Genomic DNA, 21,064 nt, shown 5'->3' with positions numbered 1-21,064 from the left:
GTGAATTCCATTGACGTGCAGCCGTCGCGCGAGGCGCTGGCGCAGCTGGATTGGGGCAAGGGCGATGGCCTGTTGCCGGTGGTGGTGCAGGACACGGATACGTTGCGCGTGCTGATGCTCGGCTATGCCAACGCGGCCTCGCTGGCGCAGACCCTGGCCACAGGCCACATGACCTTCTTCAGCCGCAGCAAGCAGCGGTTGTGGACCAAGGGCGAGTCCTCCGGCAACGTGCTGGCGGTGACCGCCGTGCGGATCGACTGCGACAACGACACCCTGCTGGTCAGTGCGCGCCCGGCCGGGCCGACCTGCCATACCGGCAGCGAGAGCTGCTTCCCGCAGGCACCCGGCAACTTCCTGGGCCGGCTGGATACCGTGGTGCGCGAACGCGAGCAGCAGCGCCCGGCCGGCAGCTACACCACGTCGCTGTTCGAAGGCGACATCCGCCGCATCGCGCAGAAAGTGGGCGAGGAGGGCGTGGAGACCGCGCTGGCAGGGGTGGTGCAGGACGATGACGCGCTGCTGGGCGAGTCGGCCGATCTGCTGTTCCATCTGACCGTGCTGCTGCGTGCGCGTGGGCTCTCGCTGGATGATGCGGTCGCGGTGCTGGCGGCGCGCCACGCCGGGTAGGGCAGGGCTGCACATCGTTTAACGTCGGTGAAACGCGGTGCAGGCGATGATGTGCCGCTCTACAATTCTCCACCCCCGACCGGACCGCCCCCGATGACCCGTACTGCCGCCTGGCTGGCTTGCCTGCTGTTGATGACTTCGCCTGCCTGGGCTGCTGAAACGACCGTCACCGGCAAGGTGTATCAGGAGCGCGACGGCAAGCCCGGGCGCGGCCCGACCGATCCCGGCCTGGCCGGGGTACAGGTCTCCAACGGCGAAACGATCGTGCGCACCGCCGCCGATGGCAGCTACAGCCTGCCGGTGCGCGAGGGCCAGACCATCTTCGTGATCAAGCCGGACGAGTACCGCTTCCCGGCGGCGGCCAATGGGCTGCCTTCCTACTGGCGCCACTACGCGCCCCAGGGCTCGCCAAAGCTGAAGTACGACGGCATCCGCGCCACCGGCGGCGCCACCCGCAACTGGGATTTCGCGCTGGAACCGGCCAAGGGCACCGATGCGGCACGCAACGGTTTCGAAATGCTGGTGTTCACCGATTCGCAGACCGCCAGTCGCCAGGACATCGGCTACTACCAGCGCGCCATCGTCGAGCCGATCATCGGCAAGCACCCGGCGCGGCTGGGCACCACCCTGGGCGACATCGTCAACGACGACCTGAGCCTGTACCCGGACATCAACAAGGTCACCGCGCAGCTGCAGGTGCCGTGGTTCCACGTGCCGGGCAACCACGACCTGGACATGGACGCCGGCAACGATGCGCACTCGCTGGACAGCTGGCGCGCCGTGTACGGCCCGGATACCTATGCGGTGGAAGAGGGCGGCGCGAGTTTCGTGTTCCTCGATGACGTGGTCTACGACCCCAAGGCCAAACCGAGCTACGTGGGTGGCCTGCGCGCGGACCAGTTCACCTTCCTCGGCAATTATCTCAAGGGGCTGCCGCGTGATCGGCTGATCGTGCTCGGCATGCACATCCCGCTGTTCGATGCCGCGCCCGGCCGGGAGACGTTCCGCCATGCCGACCGCACGCGTCTGTTCGCGCTGCTCAAGGACTTCCCGAACGTACTGGTGCTCAGCGGCCACAGTCACACCCAGCAGCACTACTACCACGGTGCGGCCGAAGGCTGGCAGGGCAGCAAGCCGCTGCACGAGTACAACGTGGGCGCGGCCTGCGGGGCATTCTGGTCGGGCGTGAAGGACAGCAACGGCATCCCCGATGCGACCATGAGCGATGGCACCCCGAACGGCTATGCGGTGCTGTCGGTCAAGCCCGGTGGCGACTACGGCCTGCGCTATTACGTGGCGCGTGCGCCGGATGATTACCAGATCGCCCTGCATGCGCCGAAGGTGCTTCGCCAGGGCGCGTATCCGGCCTGGGGCGTATACGCCAACGTGTTCATGGGCCAGGCCGATTCGTTGGTGGAGTACCGCGTGGACGATGGCGCCTGGCAGCCAATGAAGCGCGTCGAGCAGCCCGATCCGCGCCTGCTGCAGGAGAACGTCGCCGATGACACCGCCGAGCGCCTGCGTGGCTTCGACCGCTCGCCGGAAGCCACGCCGTCACCGCACCTGTGGCGCGGCGCGCTGCCGACCCACCTGGCCGTGGGCGAGCACAAGGTGGAAGTGCGTGCCGTGCAGGGCGATGGCCCGACGGCCACGGCCAGCACCAGCTACCGCCTGCAGACCGCCAAGCCCTGATCACGGCGCCGTGGGTTCAGTACGGCGCTGTATGGCGCAGGCGGCTTTGCATTCCCCCGGCGATGCCTGAGAATCGCCGGGATTCAATCGATTCAACCAAGGCAAGCGAGTGAGCGCAGCGGTACCGGTTCCGGCTCAACCTGATGTGGCGCGGACCGCGGCCCACCGGGATTCCCCCCCTGACACGCTGATCGTGGCCGATGTGGGCGGCACGTTCGCCCGCGTCGCGCTGGCCACTGTGCGGGCGGGTGCTGCGCCACAGCTGAGCGGCCTGCAGCGTTATGCCTGCGCCGAGCACCCCAGTCTGGCCGCGATCCTGGCCGCTTTCATCGCCACGCTGCCGGCAGCGCCGGACAGTGCCGTGGTCGCGATCGCTGGCTTGCTGGACGGTGATCACCTGGTCAACACCAATCTGCCGTGGCCGGTCTCGGTCGCCCGGACCCGTCACGATTCCGGGCTGGCGTCGCTGGCGCTGATCAACGATTTCGAAGCGGTGGCCTATGCGATTCCGCACGTGGCGCCGGAGACGATGGTGGCCCTCAATGGCGATCCCGAGCCGGGACCGCGCTGGCCGGCGCTGGTGCTGGGCCCGGGCACCGGCCTGGGCGCAGCGCTGCGCTTCGAGGGCGGCGAGCGTCCGGTGCTGGCCAGCGAAGCCGGCCACGCCGCGTTGAACGCCTGCAATCCGCTGGAACTGGAGGTGCTCTCGCGCCTGCTGCAGCGCTGGGAGCACGTGGACAACGAGCGCGTCCTGTCAGGTGGCGGCTTGATGAACCTGTATCCCTGCCTGTGCGATATCCGTGGCGTCACGCCGCACTGGACGAGCACCGAAGCCCTGATCGCGGCCGCCCATGAGGGCGTGGATGCGGTGGCGGTCGAGACGCTGGAGGTGTTCTGCGCCTGGCTCGGCAGTCTGGCCGGCGACCTGGCCACGACCTTCGGTGCGCGCTCGGTCTACCTGGCCGGTGGCATCTCCACCCGGGTGGACCGCTTCCTGCGCGATGGCGGTTTCCGCGCGCGCTTCCTGGCCAAGGGCGTGATGCACGATGTGCTGCGCCAGGTGCCGATCTGGCGGGTGGACCACGGCGAGCTCGGCGTGCTTGGCGCGGCGGTCTGGCATGCGGAGCATCGCTGTATCGTCGTGTAATTCCCTCATTTTCCGTTCGCTGGAGACCTACCCATGACTGACCGCAGGCGATTTCTCCAGGCCAGTGCCTTGGCCGCTGGCGCCCTCGCGCTGCCGACGTTGCAGGCACGTACTGCCTCCGGCGCGCGCGTCGTGTCCACCTGGGATTTCGGTGTGGGAGCCAACCAGGTGGCCTGGAAAACGCTGGCGAGCGGCGGCTCCGCGCTCGATGCGGTCGAGGCCGGCGCGCGCTGGGCCGAGAGCGATCTGTGTAATCCCACGGTCGGGCGCTGCGGCAATCCGGACCGTGACGGCGTGCTGAGCCTGGATGCCAGCATCATGGACGGCGATGGCCGCTGTGGTTCGGTGGCGGCGCTGAGTGATATCGCGCACCCCGTCTCGGTGGCACGGCGGGTGATGGAACAGACGCCGCACGTGATGCTGGTGGGCGAGGGCGCGCAGCAGTTCGCGGTGCAGCAGGGCTTTGAACGCAGGAAGCTGCTTACCCCGGAAGCCGAGAAGGCCTGGCGCGAGTGGCTCAAGACTGCGCAGTACACGCCCGAGATCAATGCCGAGCGCCGCAGCCGCCCCGGCGACAGCAGCAACCACGACACGCTGGGCATGCTCGCGATCGATGCGCAGGGGCGCCTGGCCGGTGCCTGCACGACCAGTGGCATGGCCTGGAAGATGCACGGCCGCGTTGGCGACAGCCCGATCATCGGGGCCGGCCTGTACGTCGACAACGAGGTCGGCGCCGCCACCGCCTCGGGTGTCGGTGAGGAAATGATCCGCAATGCCGCCTCATTCCTGGTGGTCGAGCTGATGCGCCAGGGCCGCTCGCCGGCCGAGGCCTGCCGCGAGGCGATCGCCCGGGTAGTGCGCAAGCGCCCTGAGGCAAGCAAGACCCTGCAGGTGTGCTTCCTCGCGTTGAACAAGCACGGTGAGGTCGGCGCCTATGCGCTGCACCGCGGCTTTGTCTACGCGGTCTGCGACAAGGACCGGCAGGACGATCTGCGTGATTCCGCCTCGGTGTACACGAGCGAGCAGACGTGAGCGCGCCGTGCCGGGTGCTGGAGATCGCGTCCAATTCGGTGGCCTCTGCGTTGGCCGCCCAGCAGGGTGGCGCGGATCGGATCGAACTGTTCGACAACCTCGCCGAGGGCGGCACCACCCCGTCGCAGGGTAGCATCGCGGTCGCCCGTGATCGCCTGCAGATTCCGCTGTTCGTGCTGATCCGGCCGCGGCCTGGCGATTTCCTCTACACCGCGCTGGAGGCCGAGATCATGCTGCGCGATATCGCGTACTGCCGTGCACTCGGCTGCGAGGGCGTGGTGATCGGCGCGCTGGATGCCGACGGTGGCATCGACATGGCGTTGTGCCGTGAACTGGTGTCCGCGGCAGGTCCACTCGGCATCACGTTCCACCGCGCCTTCGATGCGGCGCGTGATCTGCCGGCGGCGCTGGAGCAGATCGTGACGCTGGGCTGCCAACGCATCCTGAGTTCGGGCGGACAGGCCAGTGCACTGGCCGGTGCCGATGTGCTGGCCGCCCTGGTGGCGCAGGCCGGCGACCGCATCTCACTCATGGCCGGTGCGGGAATCACTGCGGCCAACGTCATGGAGGTGGCCGACCGCAGCGGGTGCGTTGAACTGCACGCCTCGGCGAAGGCGACGCAGCCGTCGGCAATGCGTCACCACAATCCCGCGTTGACCGGGTTGTCGCCGGACTGGAGCGTGACCGACACAGCGCACGTCAGAGCACTGCGCGCGGCGCTGGAGTAAAAAAAACGGCAGCCGCCTGTACAAGCGCAGCTGCCGTGGAGGACCGTTGCCCCGCCCGAAGGCGGGGGCGGGTGAGGCTTAGAACTTCCAGTTCACGCCGAAGTACAGCTGGCGGCCGGCATAGATGTTGGACAGCAGGCGGGCCTGGCTGTCATCGCCGATGTAGCTCTGCAGCTCGGACTTGGTGGCGTTCAGTACCGAGGCGGTGACCGTCCAGTCCGGGGTGATGTTGTAGGCCACGTTGAGGTCGAGCTGGTCGTACGGCTTGGTGTAGGTGGTCATGCCGTTGTTCAGGCCGCCCACCACTTCGCCACGGCGGTTGTACGAGGCGCGGGCCAGGATCGTGTCGTTCTCGTAGAAGATCGTGACGTTGGCCTGGTTCTTGGCGCTGCCCACCAGCGGCGAGGCACCGATTTCTTCCCCATCCAGCACGATCGAGGCGAGGTTGGTGTCGTTGTAGGTGTAGTTGGCCTGGACGCCGAAGCCCATGTCGAAGGTGTACTGGCCGTACACTTCAACGCCCTGCGAGACGCCGTCACGGCCGTTGGCTTCGGTGCGGTACTTCTGCACGGTGACCGACTGCCCGCCGACCGTCATCTGCTGGTCGCGCACCACCGGCACGGTGAAGTTGTCCACGTTCTTGCGGAACAGCGCCACGCCCGCGGCAGAGCCGGGCTTGAAGTACCACTCCAGGCCGAGGTCGAACTGGACGGCCTTGAACGGTTCCAGGTTCTTGTTGCTGCCCGAGCCGTACCAGCCCGGGGTGTCAGTACCACCGGCCACACGGCGGTCGTTGCTGTACTCCTCGCTGATGTAGTTCAGGCCGCCCGGGTAGGCGATGCTGGTATAGCCCGGCCGCGCGATGACCTTCGAGGCTGCGCCGCGCAGCACCAGGCTGTCGTTGATGTCCCAGGCGATGTTGAAGCTCGGCAGGAAGTCGGTATAGGTCTTGTCCAGCGAGCTGAGGGTGTAGACCTTGTCGCGCACCTGGTTGTCCGGCAGGCGCACGAAGCCGCCCTGGCAGCGCAGGGTCGGATCCGCGGCCGGGTCATCGCAGCTCATCGGCGACCCGTTGGCGTTATCGACGAAGTAATCGTTGAAGCGCTCGACCGAATCGCTCGACTGGGCGAACTGCTCGGTACGCACCACGCGCACGCCGACATTGCCGCGCAGGCGCTCGGTACGGAAGTTGGCCTGGAAGTACCCGGAGTAGATCTTCTCGTTGACGTCGTAGACGAAGTCTTCTTCGGTGCGGTTGTGCGAGCCGCCGTAGGTCTGGTTGAGGTAATTGATGTAGGCCGGGTAGTTGATGCCCGGGAACACGTTGGCGTTGAAGCCGCCGGCGATGTTGCTGATCGGGTTGGACAGGAAGAAGCCCGGCTGGGCATCACCGGCGGTGGAATCGCAGCCGGCCTGGTAACGGTTGTTGTCGTAGTCGGCCGGATCCAGGCCCTGGCACACCCAGTAGGTGTTGCCGGTGTTGCGGTGGACCTTGCCGTCACGGTACTTGGTGCCGAACTGGATGGAATCCAGCCAGCCGGTCTCGAACAGTTTGGTGAAATCGGCCTGGAAGTAGTTCTGTTCAACCTCGGTCTGCATCCACGACGAGTCGGTCGAGCCGGTGTCGACTTCGGCAATGCCGGCCATCAGCTGCTGCTGCAGGTCCGGGGAGAACTGCACCGACGGCGTGCCGGTCAGGTCCCATGCGGTGTACTGGTTACCCGACAGATAGTCCGGACCGACCTTGCGGCGCGGCTTGGCCGACATCCGGAAGTTCATCGACGGGCCACCTTCGGACCAGGTACGGCCACCGGTGAAGGACGCCTTCCACAGCGGGCTGATGTCCCATTCGACCGACAGGTCGGCGGTCTGCGAAAGCGCCTTTTCCTTGCTGTAGCCACCGGTCAGCTGCGGGGTGGGCAGGGTGCAGTCGTCCGGCCCCCAGCCGCCCGGCGCAAGGCCGGCCGCCGCGGCCTGTTCTTCGCTGCAGATGTAGGCCTTGCCTGGCAGCTTCTCGAACTGTGCGCCGGTCACGATGCTGCCGCTGGGATCGAAATCGAGCCCGTTGAGCAGCCGGCCGCCGGCCCAGTTACCGTCACCATTGAAGCGGGCCATGCTCCACTCCGGCACCTTGAGCATGTTCTGGGTGTAATCGCCCTGCAGCTCGAAGCGGAAGTAGTTGGCGGTCAGGGTCAGGTTGTCGAGCGGCTTGAACTGGAAGGTCAGCTGGCCGCCCTTGCGCTCGCGTTTTTCTTCCTTCACCGCGAAGTTGACCGAGGTCGGCATGAAGAAGTCGCTGTAGTTGCCGCCGGTCTGGTTGTTGAAGCCGGACTGCCCCCACCAGTAGTGGATACCATCCTGCGGCAGCGCATTGCCGTTGGCATCACGCGCGTCACCTGCGCCATACCACTGGTAGTCCTCGGTGCTGGCTTCCATGGTGCGGCTGGTGCGCTTCTGCTGCGTCACGCCCACCAGCACGCCGAAGCGTTCGTCCTTGCTGTGCCAGGAATACAGCGCCGAGGCCTGCGGATCGATGTCGTGGCTGGTGTCCGATGAGGTGCCTTCCAGGTTGACGTAACCGGAGTTGGCTTCCATATCGAGCGGGCGGCGGGTATGCAGGATCACGGTGCCACCGATGCCGCCTTCGTCGATGCGCGCTTCCGGGGATTTGAACAGCTCCGCGCTGGACAGCATGTTCGACGGCAGCAGCGTGTAGTTGAACGAACGCGACGCCTCGTTGTTGGTTTCCGAGGTGGCGACGTAGTTGCCGTTCAACTGGGTGAGGGTCAGGTCCGGCGCGAGGCCGCGCACGCTGACGCTCTTGCCTTCGCCGCCACTGCGCGTGATCACCACGCCGGGCACGCGCTGCAGCGCGTCGGCCACGTTCTTGTCGGGGAACTTGCCCACGTCTTCGGCGGTGATCACTTCGACCACGGCGTTGGCATCGCGCTTCTGCTGCAGGCTCTTCTCGATGGCGTAGCGATAGCCGGTGACGGTCACGCTGTCGAGCGTGGTCGCATCGGGGGTGCCGGTGGCCGGGGTTGCTTGTTGCGCGAAGGCGCTGGCCGGCACGATGGCCGTGGCCAACGCGCTGGCAATGGCCGCGGACAACGCAACGCGGCGGTGCATGCGTGACATCTTCATTCCACTCTCTCCCTCTCCTGGATTGAAACGGTGGCGATACGAATTCTTTGAATCGATCTAATGTTTGAAGCCGACTTTCTCGAGCGTCGAGTTGCCTGGCGCGTCCCGCATGCATCGCGTGGGGCAGTCCCCCGGCTCCCCACTTCCGGCAATCGTGACCGTTTTAAGTTGGATCGATCTAAACGATTGGCGGGGGATTTTTAGCACGACCGCGCGGGGGACGCATGCTGCTCCGCAATATGGATCCCGGCGGTGCTTTCGCTTGTGCCGGGCCGAGGCCGCGGCGGCGCTGGGTTGGCCGCCCCAGCCCTGTCGGCGGGCCGACGGGTGCCGATCCGCTTGCCCACGCGTGGGCGGTGCGGCCGAGTGCGCAACTGGACACGCTGCTGCTGGCCCCCAGGGTGCCGCCGATGTTGCAGCGCAGAATGCATCCCCCGAAATTCCCGTGCTTTACTTAAATCGATCTAAATTCACCGGGGTGTGGATTGGGTCGCCCAGTCCAGGGAACCAGCGGCGCCCGCCGCCACTGGTTCGCGCTGCCGCCACGTCCGCCAAGGAGTCCGTGTCCGTGACCCGTTTTTCTCACCGTCCTTCCGTTGTTCCCGCCGCCGGTGCCGTCCCGGCCCGCCGCCGCCCACTGGCGGGTCTGGCCTGCCTGCTGGCCCTGAGCTGCGCGCCGCTGTTGCTTCAGGCCGCGCCTGCGGCGCTGGAGCGCGAGGTCAACACCTTCATCGGCAGCAAGGACGATGGCAATACGTTCCCGGGTGCCTCGGCGCCGTTCGGCCTGATCCAGGTCAGCCCGATCGGTGAGCACTATGCTGGCTGGCGCTACGACGATCCCAAGATCCGTGGCTTCGGTCATTCCTTCCTGTCCGGCGCCGGCTGCTGGGAGCAGGGCGGCCAGGTCTCGGTCCTGCCGGTGACCGGCAGTATCGGCCCGGGCGGTGACTTCAATACCGACGACGCCAAGAGCTTCGACCACAAGCGCTACGCCTCCAGCTACACCCACGAGGGTGAAATCGGGCAGGCGGGCTACTACAAGGTGCGCCTGACCAACTACGGCGGCATCGACGCGGAGGCTACCGCACGCACGCGTGCCGCGGCCGAGCGTTACACCTTCGCCGCCGATGCGGGCACCGGCCACGTGCTGGTCAACCTCGGCCAGGCCAACGAGCGCCATTCGGTGATCGGCAGCGTGGTTGATGTTGTCGGCGACCGCGCGGTGGAAGGCAAGCTGGTCACCAAGAGCTTCTGTGGCGGGCATCAGTACACCACCTGGTTCCGCATCGAGTTCGACCGCCCGTTCAAGGCGTTCGGTACCTGGGGCGAGGGCGGCGGCCTGCCGGGCGCACGCCATGGCATGGAAGGCGAGCTCAAGCCCAGCGGCGCCTGGCTGAGCTTCGATCTGGCCAAGGGCCGTGCGGTGACCGCGGTCAGCGCGATCTCGCACGTGGATGCCGAAGGGGCGCGCGCCAATCTGCGCAGCGATGGCATGCAGGGCGGTCGCCTGCTCGGCTTCGATCAGATGCGCCAGATGGCCCAGCAGCAGTGGCGCAAGGAATTGGCGGCCGTGCGTGTCCAGGGCGGCAGCAGCGACGACCGCACCGTGCTGTACACCGCGCTGTACCACGCGTTGCTGCAGCCGCTGACCGGCAGCGATGCCGACGGCCGTTACCGTGGCTACGACGACAACATCCATCGCGCCGATGGCTGGACCTACTACGAGTACTTCTCGCTGTGGGATACCTACCGCGCACAGAACCAGTGGCTGGCGTTGACCAAGCCGGAGGTCGCGCGCGATATCGGCCGCACCCTGCTGGCGATTGAAGCGCAGGGCGGTTGGCTGCCGCGTTGGGGCTACGCCAACTTCGAAACCAACGTGATGACGGGTGACCCGGTCACGCCGTTCCTGGTGGACCTGTGGCGCTTCGGCGCGCTGGCCGGCCGCGAAAGCGAGGCATACACCGCGCTGCGCAAGAATGCGTTCGAGGTGCCGCCGATGAACTCGCGTCATGCGGGCCGTTCGGGCAACCCGAGCTACCTGGCCAATGGCTATGTGCAGTACGACCGCGCCTTCCCCTCCAAGGGCATGGACGTGGATCCGCACCACGGGGGTTCGGCGACGCTGGAGTACGCGCTGGCCGACTGCGCCCTGGCGCAGATGGCCGATGGCCTCGGCCATGCCGCCGATGCCGGCGTGCTGCGCGATCGTGGCCGCAACTGGCACAAGGTGTGGGACCCGTCGGTGCGCGATGAAGAGGGCGATTTCAACGGCTTTCCGCGGCCGCGCATGGAAGATGGCGCGTGGTACCTGCCGGCCGATGGCGCGTACAGCCCGCGCTCGCACCATGGCTTCCATGAAGGCACCGCGTGGCAATACCAGTGGCTGGCGCAGCAGGACGTGCCGGGCCTGGTCCAGGCCATGCACGGCCGCGAGCAGGCCGCGCGGCGCTTGGATACCTTCTTCGCTTACGACGCGCTGGTGAAGTCGCCGCTGACCGCCGCCCGCAAGGAATGGGTGGTCGGTCCCTACAGCTACTACAACCAGTACCGCTACAACCCCAACAACGAACCGGACCTGCACGCGCCGTGGATGTACACGCTGATCGGGCAGCCGTGGAAGACCGCCACCGTGGTGCGCGCCGCGCAGCAGTTGTTCACCAACGCGCCCAACGGCGTCACCGGCAACGATGACCTGGGCACGATGTCGGCCTGGTACCTGTTCAGTGCGCTGGGCCTGTACCCGGCGGTGCCGGGCAGCGGCGAGTTCCTGTTGCATACGCCGCGCTTCGCCCGCGCCGAGATCGATCTGGGCCAGGGCAGGACGCTCACCCTGAAGGCGCCGGGCGCGGATGGCCGCCAGTTGCAGTATGTCCAGAACGTGCAGGTCGATGGCCGCGCGCATGCGCCGGTGTGGCTGGACTGGGCGCAGCTGCAGCGCGGTGGCACCATCGCCTTCGCCCTGGGCAGCACCGCGCAGGAGAACGGCTGGGGTACCCAGGCCGAGGCGCTGCCGGCGTCCTTCTGCGCCACCCCCGGCGCGGTACTGGAATGAGCCACGCGCCGGCCCGCGCCGTGGCCAGCCCACCGGGGGTGACCCTCGGCGCGGGCAGGGACCGCTGGTCAATGCGATCGTTTAGGCTTGCACCTTGCTTGAGGAACCCGACGACCCGATGAAAGACAAGGCCACCCCCGCCGGCAAAGGCACGCGCGCGGTCACCGTGACCGACATCGCCGAAGCGATCGGCGTGTCGCGCGCGACCGTCTCGCTGGTGCTGCGTGGCAGCCCGCTGGTGAACGTCGACACCCGTGCCAAGGTGGAGGCCGAACTGCGACGGCAACGCTACGTGTACAACCGCGGCGCGGCCAATCTGCGTCGCCGCACGTCCTCAAGCGTGGCCCTGGTCATCAACGACCTGTCCAACCCGTTCTTCGCCGAATTCGCCTCCGGGGTGGATGAAGCGCTCGGCGGCAAGGGCTTCGTGACCCTGCTTGGCAGCACCGGCGAATCGCCGGAGCGGCAGCAGGCGGTGCTGACCACGCTGATGGAGCACATGCCCGCCGGGTTGATCCTGTCGCCGGCCGAAGGCAGCGATGCCGGGCAGCTGCGCCAGGTGCTCGGCCATGCCAACGTGCTGCTGTTCAACCGCGAACTGCCGGGGGCCGACTGGGACTTCCTGACCCTGGACAACCAGCAGGGTGCCTACCTTGCCACCCGTCATCTGATCGAACAGGGCCACCGCCGCATCGCGTTCTATGGCGGCCACGCGGTCTCCAGTTCGTGCCATCAGCGTCGTACCGGGTATGCGCAGGCGCTGGTCGAGGCGGGCATGCCGGTGCAGCCGGCGTGGCTGATCGAAACCTCGCCCAGCCGCCTGGATGCGGCTGCGCGCGCCGGCGAGCTGTTCGCGCTGGATGCCGTGCCGACCGCAGCGGTCTGCTACAACGACAGCGTCGCGCTGGGCCTGATGCTGGGCCTGGCCTCGCGCGGCGTGCAGCCGGGCCGCGACTTCGCGGTGACCGGTTTCGATGATATTTCCGAGGCCTCGGTGGCATCGCCGCCGCTGACCACGCTGACCGTCAACCCGCGCGAGCGCGGGCGACAGGCGGCCGAACTGCTGTTGCTGCGTCTGGATCATCCCGACGCGGCGCCGGCCCGTACCGTTGCACCGGTCCAGCTCCGCGTTCGCGAGAGCAGTGGCGCGATGACCGTCTGATGGTTTCCCCAATCACCTGCTCGCGCACTGAGGCGCGTACCTGAATGCCCATCTCTCCTACGCCCCGCCTCCCCTCCTCATCCTCCGCTGCGCCCGTGGTGAACACGCGTGTCGCGCTGGCCGTGGCGACCACCATCTTCTTCATGTGGGGCTTCCTCACCTGCCTCAACGACATCCTGATCCCGCATCTGAAGGCGGTGTTCGAACTGAACTATGCCCGCGCGATGCTGGTGCAGTTCACCTTCTTCGGTGCGTACTTCCTGATGTCGCTCCCGGCCGGCCGGCTGGTTGCGCATCTGGGCTACAAGAAGGGCATCGTGGCTGGCCTGGCGATCGCCGCGGTTGGTGCGCTGGGCTTCTGGCCGGCCGCCGAACTGCGCGTGTATGAAGCCTTCCTGGGCGCCCTGTTCGTGCTGGCCACCGGCATCACGGTGCTGCAGGTCGCGGCCAACCCGTACGTGGCGCTGCTCGGTCCGGAACAGACGGCCTCCAGCCGGCTGACCCTGGCCCAGGCGCTGAACTCGCTGGGGACCGCGATCGCACCGATCTTCGGTGGCCTGCTGATCCTGGGCAACACGGTCAAGAGTGCCGATGAGATCGGCGCGCTGCCGGCTGCCGAGCAGATCGCCTACCGCGTGCAGGAAGCGCAATCGGTGCAGGGCCCGTACGTCGGCCTGGCCGTGGCGCTGTTCCTGCTGGCCGTGTTCGTCTACCTGTTCCGTCTGCCTGCGCTGACCGAGACCACCGAGCAGGCCGATACCAGCAAGCACACCCTGCTGGATGCGCTGCGCCATCGCCACGTGCTGTTCGGCGTGCTGGCGATCTTCTTCTACGTTGGGGCGGAAGTGTCGATCGGCAGCTTCCTGGTCAACTACCTGTCGCTGCCCAACATCGGCGGCTTCACCGAGAAGGAAGCCACCCATTACGTTTCGGCTTACTGGACGCTGGCGATGATCGGTCGTTTCGCCGGCTCGGCGATCATGACCCGGTTCTCGCCGCGTGTGCTGCTGACCCTGTTCGCGGGCATGAACGTGGCGCTGCTGGCGCTGACCATGCTCAGCCAGGGGCAGGTCGCGCTGTATTCGATCGTGGCGGTGGGCCTGTTCAATTCCATCATGTTCCCGACCATCTTCGCGCTGAGCATCGAACGCCTGGGCACGCTGACCAACAAGGCCTCCAGCCTGTTGATCATGGCCATCGTCGGCGGCGCGGTGGTGCCGTACCTGCAGGGCCTGCTGGCCGACCAGATCGGGCTGCATGAGTCCTTCATCCTGCCGCTGCTGTGCTACGGCTACATCATCTTCTACGGCCTGTCCGGTTCGCGCCCGGCCGTCGGATTCCGTCAGGGAGCTTGAGGCCACGATGTCCAAGATTGTTTGTTTCGGCGAGATTTTGATCGATCTACTTGCCCAACCGCCGGCCACCCCGGACACCCCGCGTGCCTTCCTGCAGTATGCCGGCGGTGCGCCGGCCAACGTGGCCGTGGCCGCAGCGCGGCTCGGTGCGGACACCCATTTTGCCGGCATGCTCGGCCAGGACATGTTCGGCGACTTCCTCGCCGAGAGCCTGGCCAGTGCCGGCGTGGCGACCGACTGCATCGTGCGCACCGACGCCGCCAAGACCGCGCTGGCGTTCGTCGCCCTGGATGCCGGCGGCGAACGCAGCTTCAGCTTCTACCGCCCGCCGGCGGCCGATCTGTTGTTCCGCAGTGTGCACTTCCACCCGAACTGCTTTGAAGGCACGCGCAGCTTCCACGTGTGCTCCAACAGCCTGACCGAGGCCGAGATCGCGCAGGCCACGCTGGAGGGCATGCGCCGCGCCCGCCAGGCCGGTGCGATGGTCAGCCTCGACCTCAACCTGCGCCCCGCGCTGTGGCCGACCGCTGTCGACCCGCTGCCGCGGTTGTGGGAAGCCCTGTCGCTGGCCGATCTGGTCAAGCTCTCGCGCGAAGAACTGGAGTACCTGGCGGCCGCAGTGCCGGGCGGCGACGCCGCCGTGATCGCGCGCCTGCTGGGTGCGCAGGCGCAGGCGGTGGTGATCACCGACGGCGCCGCGCCGATCCGCTGGCATACCCGCCACACCCACGGCGTGTTGACCGGTTTCCGCGTGACCACGGTTGATTCCACCGCGGCGGGCGATGCCTTTGTCGGCGGCCTGCTGTTCGGGATCGGCGAGCGCGGCGGCGACGGCACCGGTTTTGCCGCGTTCTGCCAGGACCCCACCGCGCTGGTGGAGGCGATCCGGTTCGGCGCGGCCGTCGGTGCTTTGGCCGTGACCCGCAAGGGCGCCTTCGCCGCGATGCCCAGCCTTCATGAAGTCCAGCAACTGCTGCAGCAACAACAGGATGACGCCGCATGACCACGCCGGTTCCGCCGACCCCCGACTTCCGCTCGCCCGCGTTCCTGCGCGCCCACATCGCGCAGACGATGGCGTTCTACCAGCCGCATGAAATCGACCCGAAGGGCGGTTTCTTCCACTACTACCGTGACGATGGCAGCGTGTACGATGCCAGCCACCGCCATCTGGTCAGCAGCACCCGGTTCGTGTTCAACCATGCGATGGCTTACCGCGAATTCGGCAAGCCCGAGGATCTGGCGGCGGCCGAACACGGCGTGCGCTACCTGCGCGAGGTGCATCGCAATCCGGCCACCGGCGGTTATGCGTGGACGCTGCGCGACGGCGTGGTCGAAGACGCGACCAACCACTGCTACGGCGTGGCGTTCGTGCTGCTGGCCTACAGTTGCGCGCTGAAGGCCGGCATTGGCGAGGCGCGTTCGTGGATGGACGAGACCTGGCAGCTGCTGGAAACGCGCTTCTGGGAACCGGCGTTCGGGCTGTACAAGGACGAAGCCGACGCCGACTGGAACTTCACCGACTACCGCGGCCAGAACGCCAACATGCACATGTGCGAGGCGATGCTGGCCGCGTTCGAGGCCAGTGGCGAGCAGCGCTACCTTGATCGTGCGCTGCTGCTGGCCGACCACATGACCCGCCGCCAGGCGGCGCAGGGCGACGGCCTGGTGTGGGAGCACTACGATACCCAGTGGCAGATCGACTGGGACTACAACCGCGACAACCCCAAGCACCTGTTCCGTCCGTGGGGTTTCCAACCCGGGCATCAGACCGAGTGGGCCAAGCTGCTGCTGATCCTGGATCGCCACGTACACGCCGACTGGCTGGTGCCGACCGCGCGGCATCTGTTCGATGTGGCGGTGGCGCGCAGTTGGGACGCCGAGCGTGGTGGGTTGTATTACGGCTTCGCGCCGGATGGCAGCGTCTGCGATGACGACAAATATTTCTGGGTACAGGCCGAATCGCTGGCCACCGCCGCGCTGCTGGCCAAGCGCACCGGCGATGCCGTGTACTGGGACTGGTACGACGCCCTGTGGGGCTACGCGTGGCAGCACATGATCGATCATCGCTACGGTGCCTGGTATCGCATCCTGGATGCGGACAACCGCAAGTACAGCGATGAGAAGAGCCCGGCCGGCAAGACCGATTACCACACCATGGGCGCGTGCTACGAAGTGCTCAACGTGGTCCGTTGAATCCGGTAGCCGACCGTCGGTCGGCTTCCCCGACATCCCGGTAGAGCCGACCGTTGGTCGGCTGCCCCCGCAGCCAGGCAGGTCCCCATGCGCGCGCACAGCCGTCTCCATGTCGTTGCACCGGCCAGCTGGCTGATGCTGGTCCTGCTGGCAGCATGGGCACTGCCCGTGGCAGCCGCCCCGCTGGCGGCGGAGTGGTCATTCCGCCTGCTGCCCGGTGACGCGCAGCTTCGTGCCCACCCGCAGCTGGCCGAGTGGCGTGCCGCACAGGTGCCCGGCGCGGTGCATACCGACCTGCTGGCGCGGGGGCAGATTCCCGATCCTTACGTGGGTGCGCCGGAGGCCGGGCTGCAGTGGATCGGCCTGGCCGACTGGGAGTACCGCGCACGATTCGATGTGGATGCGACGACCTTGGCGCGCGCGCACGCCGAGCTGGCCTTCGAAGGCCTGGATACGTTCGCCACGGTCACGCTCAACGGCCAGCCGTTGCTGCAGGCCGACAACAGCCATCGCACCTGGCGTGCGCGGGTGGAGGGCAGGCTGCGGCCTCGCGGCAATGAACTGCGCGTCGTGCTGCGCTCGCCGATCCGCACGCTGCTGCCGGGCGTGCAGGCGATGCCGCACAAGATCGCCGGCAACTACCCCTCGCCGTATGGCGATGAGCCCAAAGACGCGATGGTCGGCAATTTCGTACGCAAACCGGGCTACCACTTCGGTTGGGACTGGGGCCCGCGTTACGTGACCGCGGGCATCTGGCGGCCGGTGACGCTGGAGAGCTGGGACGCGCAGCGGCTGACCGCGCTGGTGGTGCAGACCCGCAGCCTGGACGCGGCCAAGGCTGAGCTTGAGATCGCGGTCGAGGTGGAAAGCGCAGTGGTTGGTTCCGCGTCGGTGCAGATCGAGGTGCTGGATCCGGACGGCACGCGCGTGGCGCGCATCGACCGCAGGACGATGCTGAAGGCCGGTGACAACCGCGTCGCGGTGCCGGTGGCGCTGCAGGAGCCGCGGCGCTGGTGGCCGGCCGGGCAGGGCGAGCAGGCCCGCTATACCGTGCGTGCCACGCTGGCACCTGAGACGGCGGAGGCGACGCACATCGAGCAGCGCACCGGCCTGCGTACCGTCGAGCTGCGCCGCGAGGTGGACCGCAACGGCGGACAGGGCTTCGTGTTCGTGATCAACGGTGTGCCTATCTTCGCCAAGGGCGCCAACGTGATTCCGTTCGACATGTTCCCGGCGCGTGTGGACGCGGCGCGGATCCGGCGCGAGCTGACCGCGGCGCGCGATGCCAACATGAACATGCTGCGCAACTGGGGCGGTGGCTATTACGAAGACGATGTGTTCTTCGATATCGCCGACGAGCTGGGGCTGCTGGTCTGGCAGGACTTCATGTTCGGTGGCGGCATGCAGCCCGGCTACGATCCGGCGTTCCGCGCGAACGTGGTCGGCGAGGCGCGCGACAATGTGCGCCGCCTGCGGCATCACCCCAGCGTGGTGCTGTGGTGTGGCAACAACGAAGAAGAGACCGCATGGAAGGACTGGGGCCACGGCCGTGACCTGACCGCTGCCGATCCTGCCTTCGCCGCGAAGGTCTGGCAGGGCTATGTGGAGTTGTTCGGCAACGACCTGCGCCAGGTGGTGGCCGAGGAAGGGCTGGGCGTGCCGTACTGGTCCAGCTCGCCGAGCAATGATCTGGACGAGAAGGCCAACGATTCCACCCGTGGCGACAAGCACTACTGGCAGGTGTGGGGCAACCCGGCGCTGCCGGTGACCGCCTACCTGCGTGAAACGCCGCGCTTCATGTCCGAATACGGGCTGCAGGCCTGGCCGGTGCTGCGCACGCTGGACGGCATCATTCCCGCCGCCGAGCAGCAGATGGACAGCCCGACGGTGCGCGCGCACCAGAAGTTCATGGCGGGCGAGGGCAACCAGCGCCTGCTCAAGTACATCGAGGAGGAGTACGGCACGCCGCGTGACTTCCCCACGTTCGTCTACCTGAGCCAGGTGATGCAGGCCGATGGCATCCAGCTCGCTGCCCTGCATCACCGGGCCTCGCGGCCGTACACGATGGGCTCGCTGTACTGGCAGCTCAACGATGTATGGCCGGGGGCGTCGTGGTCCAGCATCGATTACGCCGGCCGCTGGAAGGCGCTGCACTTCCACGCCAAACGTTTCTTCGCCGACCACGCGGTGGCGGCGTTGCGCGACGAGGGCGTGACCCGGGTGAGCCTGCTCAATGATCGTCAGCAGGGCCTGCAGGCGACGTGGCGGCTGCGGGTGATGGACCTCGATGGCACCCAGCGCAGCGAGCAGCAGCACACCGTCGCAGTGCCGCCGCTGTCAGCGTTGGAGGTAGGACGATTTGCCGATGCCGACCTGTTGAAGGGCGCTGATCCTGCGCGGACCGTGGCGGTGGTCGAGCTGTTCGACGGCGCCACGCTGTTGTCGCAGCAGGTGGTGTATTTCGTCCCGGCCAAAGCGTTGGCGCTGTCACCGGCGAAGATCGACAGCGCGCTGCGCGCCGATGGCGACGGCTACCTGCTGACGCTGCGCTCGCCGACGCTGGTGCGGGCGCTGTGGATCGACTTCGATGGGCTGGATGCCGCGCTGGAGAACAATGCGCTCGACCTGTTGCCGGGTGAAACGGTGACGATCCGGCTGCGCGCGGAGGCGGATCTGGCCACGCTGCGCGGCGCGTTGCGCCTGCACTCTTTGGCAGATATCCGGAGGTAGGGCCACGCCATGCGTGGCTGGCGTGGTACCGGAATCGCGCGAAAGGCATCCACGCGTGGCGTGGATCCACCCGTTACAGCGTGATCTGCTGGAAGTTCTCGACGCGGTCGTGGCCGTGGGTGGCCTCACCGCTGCGCGGCAGCGGGTAATCGTCCAGGCGGTCGATCAGGCGCGTCTGCAGGCCGGCGTCGCGCGCGGCATCCAGCTCTTCCACCACGTCAGACAGGAACAGGATCTGCGCGGCCGGTACGTCGATCGCCTCGACGATGTGACGGTAGCTGTCGGCCTCACGCTTGCCGCCCACTTCGGTGTCGAACCAGCCCGAGACCAGCCCGGTCAGGTCACCGGCTTCGCTGAAGCCGAAGAACAGCTTCTGCGACGGCACCGAGCCGGAGGAATACACGTACAGCGGCTTGCCCTGCGCATGCCAGCCCTTCAGGACGGCGGCCACTTCCGGATAGAAGTGCGCCTTGTAATCGCCGTTGCGGTAGCCGGCTTCCCAGATCATGCCCTGCAGCGCCTTGAGCGCGGTGTGCTTGCGGTCCTGGTCGATCCAGCCCTGCAGCGTCTCCACGATCAGGCTGTCCTGGCAGGCACCACCGATCTCCACCGCCACCGCGTCCAGCCAGCGGCGCACCTGCGGCTCCTGGCCGTGCGCGGCGACGAACGCCGGCAGCGCCTTGCGCGCATACGGGAACAGCACGTTCTTGACGAACGAAATGCTGCTGGTGGTGCCCTCGATATCGGTGAGGATGACGGTCGGTTGCGGCATGGATCAGTCGGCCTGGTGCTGTGCGGGGTGGTAACGCGGGAAGGTCTGGGCGATGTCGCTGCCGGTGAAATGGCCGACCCAGCCATCCGGCTCGGTGAAGAAGCGGATCGCCACGAAACTCGGTTCCTCGCCCATATCGAACCAATGGGTGATGCCATCGGGCACGGCGATCAGGTCGTTCTTGACGCACTCGATCTCGTAGACCTTGCCGTCCACGTGCAGGGTGAACAGCCCGGAGCCGGCGACGAAGAAGCGGACTTCATCTTCCTTGTGGAAGTGCTCGTCCAGGAACTTCCTGCGCAGCTCGGCGCGGTTCGGGTTGTCCGGCGCGATCGAGGCGACGTCCACGCTCTTGAAACCGTGCGTGGCGACGAGACGGTCGATATCGACCTTGTAGGCGGCGAAGACCTCGTCCTGGCTGGCGCCCGGCGCGACCTCGTGGGCCGCCTGCCAGCGCTCGAACGTGACGCCGATCTTCTTCAGTTCGGCAGCGATCGCCTCGCCATCCCGGCTGTCGAACAGCGGGACATCCGGGGCGGTGTCATCAAAGATACGGAGTCGGCTCATGGCGGCGGCATCGAGGCGAAGAGGGGAAGGAAAGGGTACCAGTGCGGCGCCGGGGTGGGGGCGACGTACTGATGCCGATGCGCGGAATACAGATTCTCTTCAGGAATCTGAGCGCGATCAGCCACGCAGCTTGCGCAGTTCCAGCTCACAGTGCAGCAGGAATTCGAAGGCTTCCATGTGGCGGCGCGCCTCGGCCATGGTGCGGCCCCACGCGTACAGGCCGTGGCCGTCGATCAGGTAGCCCCACAGCGGCTGGGTGTCGAGCAGGGCATCGACCTGGGCCGAGAGCACGTCCATGTCCTGTGTATTGGCGAACACTGGCACATCGATCGCCATCTCGTGGGTGCTGTTGCCGTGGAAGGCCTTCAGCAGCTCGTAGCCTTCCAGGCGGATATGGCCCTGCGGCGCATACAGGCGCGAGGCGATGGTCTGCACCGGCGAATGGGTGTGCAGCACGCAGCCGATCTCCGGGAACCGGCGATACAGCTGGGTGTGCAGCAGCGTCTCGGCGGACGGGCGCAGCGGGCGGCCGACGGCCTGGCCGTCGAAATCGACCACCATGATGTCGTCCTCCACCAGCCGGCCCTTGTCCTTGCCGGACACGGTGATCGCCGCGTGGCGGTCATCCAGGCGGTGGGAGAAGTTGCTGCTGGTGGCCGGGGTCCAGCCGGCGTGCGCCAGCTCGCGGACGTTGTCGATCAGCAGCTGGGCCAGTTCGCTCAGGCGCGCGGTGTCGTACGGGAAGGTGGGGGTGCTCATGGGGCTATTTTACGGCGCTTCCATCGATTTCGCGCGCTCTGCGGTAGTGCCGGCCGCCGGCCGGCTCCTCATGAGCGTGTTGGGTGCAGGTGGAGCCGGCC

15 protein-coding genes are annotated in these 21,064 nt (G+C 67.2%); 11 read left to right on the top strand and 4 right to left on the bottom strand.

What is annotated here, in order from left to right; genetic code table 11:
- The 5 genes from hisIE to QMX81_RS03925 all read left to right on the top strand — a co-directional run bounded on the left by hisIE (nucleotide 1) and on the right by QMX81_RS03925 (nucleotide 5,226).
- On the top strand, nucleotides 1-627 hold the full coding sequence (gene hisIE, locus QMX81_RS03945) for a bifunctional phosphoribosyl-AMP cyclohydrolase/phosphoribosyl-ATP diphosphatase HisIE (protein WP_183073733.1): 627 nt from the start codon (nucleotides 1-3) through the stop codon (nucleotides 625-627).
- A 93-nt stretch (nucleotides 628-720) separates the two neighbouring features.
- Complete coding sequence (locus QMX81_RS03940) at nucleotides 721-2,319, top strand: calcineurin-like phosphoesterase family protein (protein WP_121036651.1); 1,599 nt, start codon at nucleotides 721-723, stop codon at nucleotides 2,317-2,319.
- A 145-nt stretch (nucleotides 2,320-2,464) separates the two neighbouring features.
- Nucleotides 2,465-3,466: a glucokinase gene (locus QMX81_RS03935; protein WP_336619079.1), complete on the top strand. Its 1,002-nt coding sequence runs from the start codon at nucleotides 2,465-2,467 to the stop codon at nucleotides 3,464-3,466.
- A gap of 33 nt (nucleotides 3,467-3,499) precedes the next feature.
- Nucleotides 3,500-4,498 carry a N(4)-(beta-N-acetylglucosaminyl)-L-asparaginase gene (locus QMX81_RS03930; protein ID WP_282258872.1) on the top strand — a complete coding sequence of 333 codons (999 nt, stop codon included), beginning with the start codon at nucleotides 3,500-3,502 and terminating at the stop codon, nucleotides 4,496-4,498.
- Complete coding sequence (locus QMX81_RS03925; RefSeq protein ID WP_282258870.1) at nucleotides 4,495-5,226, top strand: copper homeostasis protein CutC; 732 nt, start codon at nucleotides 4,495-4,497, stop codon at nucleotides 5,224-5,226. Before QMX81_RS03930 ends, QMX81_RS03925 begins: the two co-directional genes overlap by 4 nt.
- Nucleotides 5,227-5,304: 78 nt before the next feature.
- Here QMX81_RS03925 and QMX81_RS03920 read toward each other — a convergent pair whose 3' ends face one another.
- Nucleotides 5,305-8,370: a TonB-dependent receptor gene (locus QMX81_RS03920; protein ID WP_152150683.1), complete on the bottom strand. Its 3,066-nt coding sequence runs from the start codon at nucleotides 8,368-8,370 to the stop codon at nucleotides 5,305-5,307.
- Between the two features lie 655 nt (nucleotides 8,371-9,025).
- On the opposite strand from QMX81_RS03920, the gene QMX81_RS03915 reads away from it, so the two are divergent.
- From QMX81_RS03915 to QMX81_RS03890, 6 genes are all read left to right on the top strand, one after another.
- A complete protein-coding gene (locus tag QMX81_RS03915) occupies nucleotides 9,026-11,425 on the top strand; it encodes a GH92 family glycosyl hydrolase (protein ID WP_282258968.1) in 2,400 nt (799 codons plus the stop codon).
- A gap of 118 nt (nucleotides 11,426-11,543) precedes the next feature.
- Nucleotides 11,544-12,587, top strand: a complete 1,044-nt coding sequence (locus QMX81_RS03910; RefSeq protein ID WP_121036657.1) for a LacI family DNA-binding transcriptional regulator — start codon at nucleotides 11,544-11,546, stop codon at nucleotides 12,585-12,587.
- A gap of 44 nt (nucleotides 12,588-12,631) precedes the next feature.
- Complete coding sequence (fucP, locus tag QMX81_RS03905) at nucleotides 12,632-13,942, top strand: L-fucose:H+ symporter permease (protein ID WP_282258864.1); 1,311 nt, start codon at nucleotides 12,632-12,634, stop codon at nucleotides 13,940-13,942.
- Nucleotides 13,943-13,949: 7 nt separating this feature from the next.
- Nucleotides 13,950-14,945 (top strand): carbohydrate kinase, encoded by a 996-nt coding sequence (locus QMX81_RS03900; protein ID WP_282258862.1) that lies wholly within the window; start codon nucleotides 13,950-13,952, stop codon nucleotides 14,943-14,945.
- Nucleotides 14,942-16,135 (top strand): AGE family epimerase/isomerase, encoded by a 1,194-nt coding sequence (locus QMX81_RS03895; RefSeq protein WP_282258860.1) that lies wholly within the window; start codon nucleotides 14,942-14,944, stop codon nucleotides 16,133-16,135. The genes QMX81_RS03900 and QMX81_RS03895 overlap by 4 nt, the downstream gene beginning before the upstream one ends.
- An 87-nt stretch (nucleotides 16,136-16,222) precedes the next feature.
- The gene (locus tag QMX81_RS03890; protein ID WP_282258858.1) at nucleotides 16,223-18,865 is read left to right on the top strand and encodes a glycoside hydrolase family 2 protein; all 2,643 of its coding nucleotides are present in this window, start codon (nucleotides 16,223-16,225) and stop codon (nucleotides 18,863-18,865) included.
- 73 nt (nucleotides 18,866-18,938) lie between these two features.
- Here QMX81_RS03890 and mtnC read toward each other — a convergent pair whose 3' ends face one another.
- The 3 genes from mtnC to QMX81_RS03875 all read right to left on the bottom strand — a co-directional run bounded on the left by mtnC (nucleotide 18,939) and on the right by QMX81_RS03875 (nucleotide 20,963).
- Nucleotides 18,939-19,637 (bottom strand): acireductone synthase, encoded by a 699-nt coding sequence (gene mtnC, locus QMX81_RS03885; protein WP_282258856.1) that lies wholly within the window; start codon nucleotides 19,635-19,637, stop codon nucleotides 18,939-18,941.
- Nucleotides 19,638-19,640: 3 nt separating this feature from the next.
- Nucleotides 19,641-20,204 carry an acireductone dioxygenase gene (locus QMX81_RS03880; RefSeq protein ID WP_121036663.1) on the bottom strand — a complete coding sequence of 188 codons (564 nt, stop codon included), beginning with the start codon at nucleotides 20,202-20,204 and terminating at the stop codon, nucleotides 19,641-19,643.
- A 117-nt stretch (nucleotides 20,205-20,321) separates the two neighbouring features.
- Nucleotides 20,322-20,963: a methylthioribulose 1-phosphate dehydratase gene (locus tag QMX81_RS03875; RefSeq protein ID WP_121036664.1), complete on the bottom strand. Its 642-nt coding sequence runs from the start codon at nucleotides 20,961-20,963 to the stop codon at nucleotides 20,322-20,324.
- Between the last annotated feature and the right edge of the window lie 101 nt (nucleotides 20,964-21,064).

The sequence above is a fragment of the Stenotrophomonas sp. PS02301 genome, assembly GCF_029959485.1.
Lineage (GTDB): Bacteria > Pseudomonadota > Gammaproteobacteria > Xanthomonadales > Xanthomonadaceae > Stenotrophomonas > Stenotrophomonas maltophilia_Z.
Note: the sequence above shows the minus strand (reverse complement) of the source record. Positions and strands in the feature narration are given on the sequence as shown.